Genomic DNA, 13,561 nt, shown 5'->3' with positions numbered 1-13,561 from the left:
GCATATTGGTATTTAATTTGACTCAAAATGTCCTCCTTGAGGCGCAAATGAGCGGGCTATGACAACCTGTTTCGATATCGGCGGAACCTTCATACGCCATGGTGCGCTCACCAAAGACGGCTTTGTTACCGAAGACGGCCGTCTTGCAACCCCCACAAACGACTGGACGGCGTTCGTGGAGGCCATAGGGAACCGAGCTGGTACGCAGGGAGACCCGATTTCCATTTCGCTGGCTGGAGCGTTTGACGCGCGCAGTGGCGTGGCGGATGTTGCCAATATTCCCTGTCTTCATCGACGGCATGTTCAGGACGAACTTTCCAAGGCTCTGGAAAGACCTGTCGCCCTCATCAACGACGCGAATGCATTCGCTCTTGCCGAAGCGGTCAGCGGAACGGGCCGCGGCAAGGACGTGGTCTTCGGAATAATCCTCGGTTCAGGGGTCGGCGGCGGCCTGGTGGTTGCCGGTAACCTCGTTACGGGTTTTGGCGGCATGGCCGGCGAATGGGGCCATGGTCCCATTGTCGACCCGACAGCTGGCGGCACGATCGAGGGTGTCGGGCACTACACGTGTGGTTGCGGACAGACAGGCTGTGTCGATGCAACAGGTTCGGCAAGAGGGCTGGAACGCATTCACGCCTCGCTTCACGGCAAGACGCTTTCCAGCCGTGCCATTACCGAAGCCTGGCACGCGCATGAGGACAACGCGGCCAGAACGATTGATGTCTATGCGACCCTGGTATCAAGGGCGCTCTCCGTTCTCGTCAACACTCTGGGACCGGACGTAATCCCGGTCAGTGGCGGTCTTTCGAACGACGAAGCTCTTCTGGAGCTGATTGACATCAAAACACGTTCTCTTGTTCTTGCCGACTATTCCGAACCTCTCATTGTCAGGGGCACTTTTGCCGAGAACGGCGGATTGCAGGGTGCGGGAATTCACGCACGCAAGATGTTTGGAGAAAAGGCGTGAAGGCAAATCGCTTGCTTGAAGTTTGCGTCGACACGATCAAGGGCGCCCGGATTGCCGCCGAAAACGGTGCCGACCGGATAGAACTTTGCGCCGCTCTTTCCGAAGGCGGGTTGACGCCCTCAAGTGGTATGATGTCTGCCGCATCCGGTTTGTCAGTGCCGGTCTATGCGATGATCAGACCCCGGTCGGGAGACTTCAGGTATTCGGACGTCGAAAAAGAACTGATGCTCAAGGATATCAGGGCCGCAGAACAAAACGGTATGAAAGGTGTGGTGATCGGGTCCGTAACCGATGCAGACCGGCTGGACACCGCATTTTTGAAACCCGCACTTCAGGGAACGGCACTCAACGCGACGCTTCACCGCGCGTTCGACACTCTTTCTGATTTCAAAACCGCGATTGACGATGCTGTTTCTGTTGGTTTTGAGCGTGTTCTAACCTCCGGACACCAAAACACAGCCGATGAAGGATGCACCGTGATCCGGGAAGCGGTGCGCTACGCGACGGGACGGATCTCGATTATGGCTGGTTCTGGCGTCACCCCAGCAAATGCCGCCCGAATTCTGAAGGAGACAGGCGTTGAGGAATTACACGCCTCCTGTTCCATGCGGCAATGCGCCCTGCCCGCCTCCAGAGAGGTTCAACTCGGGTTCGCTTCAGCGACTGGACAGAAATTGACCGATGCCCGGCTGGTTCGGGCGCTGCGTCAGGCAGTCGATGTTCGATGAAATCGGGTATGGGAAGTAACGCAGTTTACCAACTTCATTGGCTCGGATGTCTTTGTCTCAAAGCACCAACGCCAATCCGGTTGGAAAATTAATCTAAAATTCGAAATTTACGTTACGACAAGATTCTCGATTGCCCGAAAAAGCAATTGCGGCTACCATTATTTTGTATTTGAAAGCCAAATTTTTGCAAATCAACACAGGAACAAACGAATTGCTTAGTTATTTTTAACAGGAGGATATTGGTCACGTCATGGTGAGTTACCTTGAATGACCGGCCAGAAACCACATTTATTTATGAAAAGTTAATGAGATCACCCAAAAATGTGATGTTCATTACACTCAAAACGCAGGTTGTGGTGCGATAATGGCAAAATCGTGACCGCGCAGCGTGGGGCGCACGCTCAGGAGCCTTAACAACTCAGGCAGATAAAGAGTCGAAACAGACCAAATCTGCAAGTGCCTCAAGCGCGGTAGAACTAGTTGTATTAGCCTTGGGAGGCGAACATGCAACGGAATACCAAAGCAGGAACTTTTGCGCTGGGTCTCATCCTCGCATTGGCGAGTAGCGCAGGTGCCGAACAACTTCCGCAGGAAACAATTACGTTGCCTGAGGATCGTCTCGCTGTGACGGTTGCTTCGGCGTCGGTGGACCAAACGGATCCACTGGAGAGCGAACTCACCATATGGGTCGGTGAGATCGAACTCGATGGACGCAGCGCCGTCTGGGTTGAGTTGATCGATTCCTATGGGGAAGTGATCTACGATTCTGAAGTGAGCAACAATGAAACGCATCTTCTGCCCGATGGCCGGGCTGTCGTGGTGCGCTCAATGGATCAGGAAACTGTCGTTGCCGGCAAAGACGAGTCCCGGCTTACCACCGAGGGTGCACTTATGGTGACACGCCGGGTCGTTAACGACGGTGCTGAAGCAACGACTGTCGAGCTGATCGAAACCGAAAGCGAGCCGGTCAAGCGCGGGACGATGTTGCAGGTTGCCGATTTCGGACAGTCTGTTTGGGAGAAGGTAGTCGCCTTTTTCGATGCAGCGAGAAATCGGGTTGAAATCGCCTGGAACTGGCTTGTCGATACGCTGCAGGCCTGATTGTAATTAAATACAGGTATTGTTTTTGATCATGTTGCCGGGCCCGCTTGCACAGCGGGTCCGGTTTTCTTTGTCGCAGTCGATTTTCAAACAATGCGCGCTAGTTTCCAGTCGAAACATGTGCCAGGTCAGCCGGCCGGTTTTCGATCGGCCTAACCCGCGCCGACAACGTGTCCCGATGGTTTGGACAAAATAATTTATTAAATTCATCAGCCTGCGTGATCCGCGCTGTTTTCTCTGCCGTATTTGCCTGAGAATACGAAGAAAATCCCGACTGGCCGCATGTCCTTGCGGACTGCCCAGAATCATAAAAAGGATTGAACATGCGGATTGCCGTCATCGGCTCCGGGATCTCCGGAAACAGTGTAGCTTGGGCCCTCAACGAACATCACGATGTGGTCTTGTACGAAAAAAGGCCTCGCGCTGGCGGACACAGCGCCACAGCCGACATTGACTACGACGGAGCCCATGTTTCAGTCGACACCGGGTTCATTGTTTACAACGAAAGAAATTACCCGAATTTTACCGCACTGCTCAATCACTTGAACGTTCCGACCGAAGCAAGCGATATGAGCTTTGCCCTGTCTGCTGACAATGGCAGCCTGGAGTGGTCGGGCGACTCGATCAACACTGTCTTCGCTCAGCGATCCAACTTGGTGTCACCGCGTTTCCTGTTCATGCTGCGCGACATGTTTCGCTTCAACAAACGTGCGGTTGTCGACCTTCACGCAGGCAAGCTGACCGGCGAAACACTTGGCGGATATCTTGAAAAGAACCGCTACTCGCAAGGCTTCATCAACGACTATCTGCTTGCAATGGGAGCCGCAATCTGGTCGACGCCGATCAACGAAATGCGCGACTATCCGGCGGAAAGCTTTGTGGCATTTTTCGAGAACCACAGGCTGCTCTCATTCGAGCCAACATTGTGGCGTACGATCTCCGGCGGCAGCAGGAACTACGTGAACCGGTTGCTGGCCCCGCTAGCCGGCAAGATCAGGCTTGCGACGCCTGTCGTTGAAATACTTCGCCAGGGTGGAAAGGTCCACGTGAAGGACGAGACCGGCAACACGGATGTGTTCGATCAGGTCGTGCTTGCTAGCCACACTGATCAAAGCCTTGACATGCTTGGCGACCCAAGCCCTGCAGAGCGGGATATCCTTGGTTCGATCCGCTATCGTCCCAACGAAGTGTTCCTGCACAGAGACGAAAGCCTGATGCCGAAGCGCAAGAAAATATGGTCTTCATGGAATTACATGTCTGACCGGGAGGCCGGAGAGACGCAGGATGTGACCGTAAGTTATTGGATGAACCGCCTGCAAAACATCGATCGCAGCAAACCGGTCTTTGTCACGCTCAATCCTTTCAAAGCGCCTGACGAAGACAAGACCTTCGCAAAATACGTTTACGATCACCCGCAGTTTGACGCAGGTGCGCTGAGTGCCAAACAGAGGCTCGCGGACATACAGGGTGTCAACAACACCTGGTTCTGCGGTGCATGGAATGGTCACGGTTTCCACGAAGATGGTCTTGCCTCGGGCTTGTCTGTTGCCAGACGCCTTGGTGCGCGTCTTCCATGGGAGGCGACATCGGGTTCGACCGACTTTCTGGAAGCGGCTGAATGACAAAAGAGCGCATGAATACACTCAGCGGAAACGGTCCACCCCCCAGGGATCCGGCGTCGCTTTATTCCGGCAAAGTCATGCATCACCGCATGAAACCGACCGAACACAGGTTCAGTTATTCCGTGTTTTCGTTGCTGATCGATCTGGACCAGCTCGAGGCCGCCGGAAGGCAAAGCCGCTTCTTTTCGATGAACCGTTTCAATCTTCTTTCGTTTCATGAACGCGATCACGGTGCGCGTGACGGGTCAAGCCTGAGGCGTTACGTGGAGAAGCTGCTGCGGAAACAGTCGATAGCAAGTCCTTCTAGAATTCTACTCCTGGCCTATCCCAGGCTGCTTGGATACGGGTTCAATCCGCTGAGCGTCTACTATGCTTACGATGAAGACGAGCGGCTGACAGCAATCGTCTACGAAGTGCGCAACACGTTCGGAGGAATTCACACTTATACTTTGCCGCTTGAACCCGGACAGCTGAGCGACGCGGGTGTTCGGCAGGATCAGAGCAAGGAATTCTACGTTTCGCCATTCGTGAGCATGGAACAGCATTATCACTTCAGAATGCTGCCACCGGGAAAGGCCGTAAGGGTGCGCATACTGGAGAAAGATCCCGAGGGTCCTCTCCTATCCGCGACGTTTTCAGGAAACAGTGTGCCGCTTACTTCGCGATCCCTGGTTGCAGAATGTGCCCGCGTACCATTCCTCACGGCAAAGGTCATTTTGGCAATCCATTGGGAAGCCTTTAAAATTTGGCTCAAGCGTGTACCATTTCACCCACGACCGGACGGACGTGCAAAGCGGGATCGGCTGGAAAACCAGCCCATGACGCTCGCCTCAGATAAATGAAATTCCAAGAGGTTTTGCCATGAGTGAACCTGTTGTCCTCACCAAAGACAATCTGCGCAAAGAGTTGAAGGGTGCACCCCGCCTTGCCCGAATGGCCGCAAGCCTGGCAATCAGGATCCGGTACGGCGAACTGGAGATAAGTTTCCCGGACGGTCGACGCTTTTGCATTCACGGGCGTGAAGCCGGCCCCCATGGTGTGCTCGACATTCATGACTGGCGGTTTTTCCGCATGGTCGTGAAAGCCGGTGACGTCGGCGTCGGTGAAGCCTTCATGGCCGGCTATTGGTCTTCACCGGATGTCACGACGTTCCTGGAAGTGTTCTGCATCAATCAGGAATCTACCTTGGAAGCGATCCAGGGACGCCCGCTGACACGCATTCTCATGTCTGTTCGCCATTGGCTGAATTCTAACACGCGCCGAGGTTCGAAAAGGAACATTTCAGCGCATTACGATCTTGGAAATGCGTTCTACAAGGAATGGCTCGACCCGTCGATGACCTACTCCTCTGCGATCTATAGCAACGAAACCAACGATCTGGAGCAGGCGCAGACTGAAAAATATGCGTCCTTGGTAAGGCAGACCAACATCAATCCGGATCATTCCATCCTGGAAATCGGGTGCGGATGGGGTGGTTTTGCGGAACATGTCGCCAAGACTGTCGGTGCGCATGTGCGCGCTCTGACCATTTCCCGGGAGCAGTTCGACTATGCGAGCGAGCGCATCTTCAAAGCCGGTCTCAACGAAAAAGTTGACGTGGTGTTCCAGGACTACCGGGACGAAAAAGGCGTTTTCGACAGAATTGCCTCGATCGAAATGTTTGAAGCCGTGGGTGAAAAATACTGGCCGACCTATTTCGAGCAATTGTCCAAGTGCCTGAAACCCGGTGGCAAGGCCGGGCTTCAGATCATCACGATCCAGGACCAGATGTTCGACGACTACCGGCGCGGCACGGACTTCATTCAGCGCTACATCTTTCCCGGCGGCATGCTGCCACCGCCAGGCAGACTTGTGGAGATCGGCAAATCACTCGGTCTCGATCTGGCGGAGCAAAAAATCTTCGGACAGGACTACGCCCGCACCCTCGCGGAGTGGCGGCAAAGGTTCCGTCAGGCCTGGCCGCAGATCAGCCCCCTGGGCTTCGACGAACGGTTCAAGAGACTTTGGGAATTCTACTTACATTATTGTGAGGCCGGTTTTCGCGCCGGCAACATTGATGTGCGCCAGATGGTCTACGTGAAGGCGTCCTGAAGCCAAAACGAGCAAGCAAATGGAAAAGGCCGGTTTTACCGGCCTTTATTTTTTGTTCCATCCAGTGGTTCTGCCGAGCAACGCAAAATAGACTCGATAAGGCAGCAGCCTCAGAGCTTTCAGTTGCCGAACAAAGGGTTTCGGGAAGGCTATCTCAAACTTCTTCGGATGCGACAGACCCTGGACGATTTCATTTGCGGCCACTCCGGTCGAGATAAGATGCGGCATCGGGAACGGATTGGACTGCGTCGCGGGCGTGTCCACGAATCCTGGATTGATCAGTTGTATGCGAATACCGGCTCGATCCAGATCGAACTTGAGCGATTCAGCCATATTGATAAGGCCGGCCTTGGACGCACCATAGGCAGCTGATGTCGGAAGCCCACCGTAACCGGCAACGGAAGACACGATCGCAATTTGCCCCCTGCCCCTGGCTTTCATATCGGCAATTGCCGGCAAAACGACATTGACAGTGCCCATCAGGTTGACGTCGAAACTGGTGCGAAATGCATCCACGTCCGCTTCAAGTCCATCTTGTGGAAGATAGATACCGGCATTAGCGACCAGCAGGCTGATGCCACCAAGTTGTTGCGAGATCGCGTTGCAGTGCTCCGCCATTAACTGCGTGTCGCTCACGTCGCCCGGAAAGGGTATGATTTCGCCTGAGAAAGGCTGCGCCTTGCTGCTAAGATCTTCGAGCGCCTCGGCAGACCGCGCAGTCACAGCGACGCGCCAGCCATGCCTGGCAAGTTCAAGAGAAAGCGCATGTCCGATACCTGAACTGGCGCCGGTAACCCAGGCGGCTCCATCCGAAGGGCGGGCAATGTATTGGTTTTTGGGCAATATTGTCTCCTTGGCCTTTGACGTGTTTACGCAAAAGCCAGGGAGAGCAGATTTGTATTCAGCGCATAAAAGGTGCGAACCAGCGGCCAACCGGACCGGTCAGTTCGAGGCGACCGGCCGTAACCGCAAAGCAAATGCAGTCTTCGCCCTCATCGGCAATCGGCTTATGGTCAACGTCTCCATCGGCGAACGCGACATCGCCTGAGACGTAATGACCGTCGTCATCACGGAAACCGCCTTGCAGCACGAGGGTCAGCTCGGTTCCATGATGTGTGTGAGACGGCATTGCCCTGCCTGCCCGCACCCAAAGAAGACTTGTTGCGCACCCGTCAATTTCACCAAGCTTGCATTCTTTCACACCCGGCAAGAGTGTTTTCCACGGAAGACCGTCCATCGTGTCGCCCACGATCGAATGCAATGACAGCGGCAGTTTCGGGTCTGATTCTGCTGGTGGAGCGTTATCGTTTGAAAATGGCGCGTCATCGGAAAAAATAGCCGACAGTGCGCTATCCCGGTCGTTAATGGCAACCGGATCAGCGTCACTCAAACTCACGCCACCTAAGCTCTCCAGAGATGATACATATCCCCGGTTCTGGTCACTCAGTTCCAGATGCGCTCCAACCAGCGCTTGAGCCGGGTATGACAGAGTCCCGGCCGCGTATCCAGCCAGCAACTCATCCATTCCGGTGACATTCTTTTCCATTACTGCTCTCATCAAACTCCAAGCACCTAAATTACTTTATCGCGGGTACGCAGTGCAATGTTCTCCGGATCATTGTGTACCCTAAAAATATTCTAATTTAAAATTTCATCTAGGGGTTTTGGAGAACAACTCCATGCTCACTTTCAATCGTTTAGCAGAAAATCCATCGGAAAATGTAAACGGCAGCTGGCATTCGCTAATCCAGCGCTTAAATTGCAAACTTGATCCGGGGTGCTGCTGCCATTAGCGTCCGGGACTCATCACTCTCCATCTGGCCAAGCCCAACACACGGCCAGATCAGCCAGGATTAGAACAATGACTGTGTCCGCTTCTGTTGTCGACGCGATTGGCAACACACCGCTGATCCGCCTGAAGGCCCTTTCTGAAGAAACCGGCTGCGAGATCCTCGGTAAAGCTGAATTCATGAATCCGGGGCAGAGTGTTAAAGACCGGCCGGCGCGGCAAATGATCCTGGAGGCAGAGGCGCGAGGCGATCTGAAACCGGGCGGTGTTATCGTCGAGGGTACCGCCGGGAATACGGGCATAGGCATCGCGCTTGTCGCGAGCGCCAGGGGCTACCGGACAGTTATCGTGATCCCCGAAACGCAAAGTCAGGAAAAGAAGGACATGCTGCGGCTTTGCGGTGCGGAGCTGGTTGAGGTTCCCGCGAAGCCCTTCAGGGACCCAAACAACTATCAGCATGTTGCACGGCGTCTTGCTGCCGAAATGGCGAAGACAGAACCAAACGGCGTCATCTTCGCGGATCAGTGGAATAATCTCGACAACCGCAAGGCACACTATCTGACAACGGGCCCGGAAATCATGGCGCAAACCGGCGGCAGGGTCGATGCGTTTATCTGTGCCGTCGGTTCCGGCGGCACGATCGCCGGCGTCTCCCAGTATCTTCAGGAAAACAAGCCCGGCATTGTCATCGGCTGTGCGGATCCGCGCGGAGCGGCGATGCAGTCCCTGTTCACCACCGGAGAGGCCGTGGCATCCGAAGGTGGATCGATTTCGGAAGGTATCGGGCTCGGACGGAAGACCGTGATCGTTGAGGACGTCAAGGTGGATCACGCCTACACGATCGCCGACGAGGACGCCCTTCCCATTGTTTTCGATCTCGCTGAAAAAGAAGGCCTGCTCCTTGGCGGCTCATCAGCGATCAACCTTGCAGGAGCGCGGCGCCTGGCAAAGGAAATCGGTCCCGGCAAAACGATTGTCACCATCCTGTGCGATCACGGGACACGGTATCAGTCCAAGCTGTACAATCCTGACTTTCTGCGGTCGAAGAACCTCCCAGTCCCCGACTGGCTGGAGCGCACCGTTGATATTCAGCCTCCGTTTGAATGACCGGATTGAGCTTGGCTTGACCAAAAATGGGGCAAGACGACCCAACCCTGGCAAAAGATGACGCCGCTGCAAAGGAGGTGATCCAGGACGCCGTAACTGATGTCGGCATTCTCGACATCATGGCCAACAACCTGGGCCTCGTCGCGACATTCGTCGCCTTCATGTATTTCACGGCCGGAATTTGCTCTGTGCGCGAAGTCATGAACTCACGCACCTCACAAGGGTCCGTTGCCTGGCTCCTGTCGCTGTTCTTTCTCCCCTATCTAACGGTTCCGCTCTATTTCGTTTTCGGGTGGAGGTCGTTTGCGGATTACGCCAAGATCCAAGCCTCGCTTGGGCGCGCCGAACGTGCGCGCCGTGCCGACGAACTCGGGCTTACGGATCATGAGGAAACGCGAGACTGGCCAGTCCTGACACGGGTTGCGGGCGTCCCGTTTCTTGCGGGCAATACCGCAGAACTGCTCATCGATGGTGACGCTACATTCTCCGCAATCAAACAGGCAATAGCGCGTGCGGAACATGTGATCTTCTTTCAGTTCTTCGCAATCCACGACGACGCGCTTGGGCGGGAAATGGCAGATGCGCTCATCGCGAGGGCTCATGACGGTCTAAAGGTCCATTTTCTTTATGACGACGTTGGCAGCCACTCGCTTTCGAATGTTTATATCGCGCGGTTGAAAGAAGCCGGTGTTGAGGTTTGCGGCTTCAATGAGAATCATAAGTTCCTCAGACTGTTGGGGCCGATGCGGCTGAATTACCGCAATCATCGAAAACTGGTTGTCACCGATTTTCGTGAAGCGTTTGTCGGCGGCCACAATGTTGCCGACCAATATGTCGGGCGCGACAAATGGTTCGGAAGATGGCGCGACACCCATGTCAAAGTTGAAGGCCCGGCGGCGGTTGCGTGCGCACTTTCCTTTGTCGAGGACTGGCTCTGGGCAAGTGGCGAGCGTATTGAGTTGCCTCAGGTCCGGGACATTCCCATGCCAGGGGACGAATCCGTTCTCGTCATGCCGACCGGCCCGGCGGATAAACTGGAAGAATGTGCGATTGCCTTTGTTGAAGCTGCTGCGCGTGCGAAGGAACGGCTTTGGATTACGACACCTTATCTCGTGCCGTCACTGGATGTTCAGACCGCTCTGGCTGCTGCCTCGATGCGGGGCGTCGATGTTCGCATCTTACTGCCGGAAAAACGAGATCACTGGACCGTATGGCTTGCCAGTCACGCTTATGAAGACACGCTGGTACAACGCGGGGTCAAGGTTTATCGTTACACAGACGGTTTCCTGCATCAAAAGGTAACCCTGCTGGACAACGATCTGGTGTCGATCGGAACAGTCAATTTCGACAACCGCTCTTTCCAGATCAATTTCGAGCTTACCTTGTGGTTTACCCATGAACGCATGATCGGCAACGTGGAAGCGATGCTGGAGAACGACTTTGAAAACGCAAAGCTCACCTGGCCCGATGCATTTCGCTCCCGCAGTTATGTTTTCCGCGTCTTTGCACAAGGTGCCCGGTTGCTCTCTCCAATCCTTTGAGCAGGCGCATCTAATCGGAGATTCTACAAGGACGCTAAAAAGCAGCAAACTGATTTAAATCTATTTTAACGTGCATTTTTCATGTTCGCACTACAGTGTTTTTCAGTGAGGCTTTCATGAAGTTTGTTCTTAGTTTGATCTTTATTTTTGCGGCGGGTCCCGGACTGTTTCTTATGGACGGGTCGATCATCAAGGACTTTAAGCTGCAGTCTGAGACACTGTCTTACGCCAACATCCCAACGTCTGAGCGAAGATGCCGCACACGGGTTTTTGTGTTCCAGTCCTGCAATTATAAATATGTTCAACAACAAGAAGAACAAAAACAATCCTATTTCTTCTTTGCGCTGGGAGCTCCGGAAACGCTGGTCCTTTTGCGTGGAAATGCCTCCGGTGAACTCACATCGTCCGTGGGACAGGACTATCTTTGGAACAGGATTCTGACGATCTTTCTCTGCATGGGAATTGTTGTCTGGGCCATCGCTCAAGGTATGTTGCAGCGGCGGGCTCAAGCAGCCCCTCGAAAGCTTCAGCACCCTGTGACACAGCGACATGCAGTGCCATCTACAATGCCGCGTCAGGCGCCACCGCCCGCAATGCCGCGTCGAGCGCCAACGTCCCACTCTGGACGTGTGGACAGAGGCGTAACTTTCGGAAAGCGCCGATAGGTTTCTGCTCGTTTCCTGATGTGACAATGTCGTTTATCGGTGCATAGTGTTGCACTGGGCATTTCGGTTCGCACCGCGTTGGTTTTTAGGCCGCTATGCTGGCAACAAGGCTGAAGCCACCATGAACCGTCTTCGCTTCGCTTCTGCGTGGGTGTTCGCAGCCGTTACGGGCACTTCCAACTTGAGCCTGCTCGTCGCCCGGGCAACGCTTCAATCGAGGTCGTAACACAATGGATTATCAGGTCGCAATTATCGGTGCCGGTCCGGCGGGTCTGGCTGCTGCATTGACTTTGTCGCGCTCGCTGATGCGTTCGGTGGTCGTCGATTCAGCGCAGCCTGCGAGAAACGCATCCTCGCCTTTTGTTGCGGCGCTTCCCGGTCTGGAAAAAACATCGCCTTCCGAGCTGCGCGAGACTGTAAGGCGAGACATCCTTTCCTATCCCTATGCTGAGTTCCTGGAAAGCGAAGTCACAGGTATTCGACGACTGCAAGAGGGCTTCGAGGTGTTGATAGGCGAAGAGCAAAAGCTGCAGGCAGGCGTTGTATTGCTCGCAACGGGAATGCGAGATCTATTGCCGCCGCTTAAAGGCTTGAGCGCTTGCTGGGGTCACACCATCATTAATTGTCCGTTTTGCCACGGCATTGAATGGCAGAGCAGACGTTGGGGCATCTATGCACATCGGCCGGAAGTCGTTGACGCTGCAGAAATCTACCGCAACTGGACAAGTCAGCTCATCTATTTTCTTGGTTCAACAGCGTCACCAACCGCCGCGCGCCGACAGACACTTTCAAAACTTTGCAGTGCCGTGGAAGACAGCCTTCCCGTGCGGGTTCATCATGAAGATGGCGCAATAACCCATGCGGAAATGCCGGACGGTCGCCTGATAGAACTTGATTGCCTTTTGGTTTATCCACATCAGACTCAGTGCGACCTGATGTCGGGACTGAACCTGTCTCTTACTGACGCCGGTTACATTGAAGTCGATGAAGGGTTTCGAACGTCCGAAGCAGGTATTTATGCCGCCGGAGATTTGACTTATCCGGGGCATCAGAACACTCCGACTGCATTTCACATGGGCAATATGGCAGCCGCGACGATTGTTATGGACAATTGTTTCAAGACCTAGTCTTGTCTCAGAAAATGTGGTCCCGATCGCTCGTCACTATGGCGGGTCTTCGAGAGTTTAGCCGCACCCCAAAGTGTTTCCGTCAAAAGGACCAAAATATGAGCACACCTTTGTTTCGCGATGATGCCTATCTTCGAACATGCGATGCGGAGGTTGCAGGCGTAAACGATCGGGACGGCATCATACTGGACCGAACCGTTTTTTACGCAACGGGCGGAGGCCAACCCGGTGACAGCGGATATCTTGAGCTGGAAGACGGCAGCCGGATCGAGATCACCACAACCGTTTATGACGAAGACAAATCGTCAATTGTTCATGTTCCGGCAGAGGGCCAAACACCTCCTTCGGCAGGCACGCGCTTGACCGCTCACATAGACTGGGCGAGACGCTACCGGTTGATGCGGGTTCATACAGCCTTGCATCTGCTTTCTGTTGCGCTGCCTTTTCCGGTCACAGGGGGGCAGATTGGAGACGCTGAGGGCCGTCTGGATTTCGACATGGGCGAAGAAACGGTCGACAAGGAAGCCCTTATAGGCAAACTCAATTCACTGGCTGCAGGCGATCACGAAGTGACCACGGAATGGATCACGGATGCGGAACTCGATGCAAAACCCGATCTGGTCAAAACCATGTCCGTCAAACCTCCGCGCGGATCCGGGCGCGTTCGTCTGGTCAGAATCGGCGGCAATGTCGACCTTCAACCTTGCGGTGGCACACACGTCTCCAGAACTTCCGAAATTGGCGAACTTGCGCTTGGCAAAATCGAAAAGAAGGGCAAACAGAACAGGCGTGTACGCATCCGTCTTGTTGACTGACGATTACT

At 54.3% G+C, this 13,561-nt stretch carries 12 protein-coding genes; 10 read left to right on the top strand and 2 right to left on the bottom strand.

Annotated features, from left to right (window positions below):
* Positions 1–58 precede the first annotated feature (58 nt).
* From ABVF61_RS24735 to ABVF61_RS24710, 6 genes are all read left to right on the top strand, one after another.
* Positions 59–967, top strand: coding sequence for an ROK family protein (locus tag ABVF61_RS24735; protein ID WP_353996191.1), 909 nt, complete (start codon positions 59–61; stop codon positions 965–967).
* A complete protein-coding gene (locus tag ABVF61_RS24730; protein ID WP_353996190.1) occupies positions 964–1,695 on the top strand; it encodes a copper homeostasis protein CutC in 732 nt (243 codons plus the stop codon). Before ABVF61_RS24735 ends, ABVF61_RS24730 begins: the two co-directional genes overlap by 4 nt.
* Before the next feature lie 504 nt (positions 1,696–2,199).
* Positions 2,200–2,796, top strand: coding sequence for a hypothetical protein (locus tag ABVF61_RS24725; protein WP_353996189.1), 597 nt, complete (start codon positions 2,200–2,202; stop codon positions 2,794–2,796).
* A 323-nt stretch (positions 2,797–3,119) separates the two neighbouring features.
* Positions 3,120–4,418 carry an NAD(P)/FAD-dependent oxidoreductase gene (locus tag ABVF61_RS24720; protein ID WP_353996188.1) on the top strand — a complete coding sequence of 433 codons (1,299 nt, stop codon included), beginning with the start codon at positions 3,120–3,122 and terminating at the stop codon, positions 4,416–4,418.
* Positions 4,415–5,260 (top strand): DUF1365 domain-containing protein, encoded by an 846-nt coding sequence (locus ABVF61_RS24715; RefSeq protein WP_353996187.1) that lies wholly within the window; start codon positions 4,415–4,417, stop codon positions 5,258–5,260. The genes ABVF61_RS24720 and ABVF61_RS24715 overlap by 4 nt, the downstream gene beginning before the upstream one ends.
* 19 nt (positions 5,261–5,279) lie before the next feature.
* Positions 5,280–6,509, top strand: coding sequence for a class I SAM-dependent methyltransferase (locus ABVF61_RS24710; protein ID WP_353996186.1), 1,230 nt, complete (start codon positions 5,280–5,282; stop codon positions 6,507–6,509).
* Positions 6,510–6,554: 45 nt separating this feature from the next.
* Here ABVF61_RS24710 and ABVF61_RS24705 read toward each other — a convergent pair whose 3' ends face one another.
* Both ABVF61_RS24705 and ABVF61_RS24700 read right to left on the bottom strand, forming a co-directional pair.
* On the bottom strand, positions 6,555–7,352 hold the full coding sequence (locus ABVF61_RS24705; RefSeq protein WP_353996185.1) for an SDR family NAD(P)-dependent oxidoreductase: 798 nt from the start codon (positions 7,350–7,352) through the stop codon (positions 6,555–6,557).
* Positions 7,353–7,410: 58 nt separating this feature from the next.
* Positions 7,411–8,055, bottom strand: a complete 645-nt coding sequence (locus ABVF61_RS24700) for a ChrR family anti-sigma-E factor (protein WP_353996184.1) — start codon at positions 8,053–8,055, stop codon at positions 7,411–7,413.
* Positions 8,056–8,370: 315 nt separating this feature from the next.
* Here ABVF61_RS24700 and ABVF61_RS24695 point away from each other — a divergent pair, with 315 nt between their 5' ends.
* From ABVF61_RS24695 to ABVF61_RS24680, 4 genes are all read left to right on the top strand, one after another.
* Entirely contained in the window at positions 8,371–9,405 is a 1,035-nt protein-coding gene (locus ABVF61_RS24695) for a cysteine synthase A (RefSeq protein ID WP_353996183.1), read from the top strand.
* Between the two features lie 26 nt (positions 9,406–9,431).
* Positions 9,432–10,946 (top strand): cardiolipin synthase, encoded by a 1,515-nt coding sequence (cls, locus tag ABVF61_RS24690; protein ID WP_353996182.1) that lies wholly within the window; start codon positions 9,432–9,434, stop codon positions 10,944–10,946.
* 895 nt (positions 10,947–11,841) lie between these two features.
* On the top strand, positions 11,842–12,738 hold the full coding sequence (locus tag ABVF61_RS24685; RefSeq protein ID WP_353996181.1) for an NAD(P)/FAD-dependent oxidoreductase: 897 nt from the start codon (positions 11,842–11,844) through the stop codon (positions 12,736–12,738).
* 98 nt (positions 12,739–12,836) lie between these two features.
* Positions 12,837–13,553: an alanyl-tRNA editing protein gene (locus ABVF61_RS24680; protein ID WP_353996180.1), complete on the top strand. Its 717-nt coding sequence runs from the start codon at positions 12,837–12,839 to the stop codon at positions 13,551–13,553.
* Positions 13,554–13,561: the final 8 nt, after the last annotated feature.

This window comes from Roseibium sp. HPY-6 (genome assembly GCF_040530035.1).
Lineage (GTDB): Bacteria > Pseudomonadota > Alphaproteobacteria > Rhizobiales > Stappiaceae > Roseibium.
The sequence above is the reverse complement of the archived record's forward strand: the minus strand, read 5'-3'. Positions and strand labels throughout refer to the sequence as shown.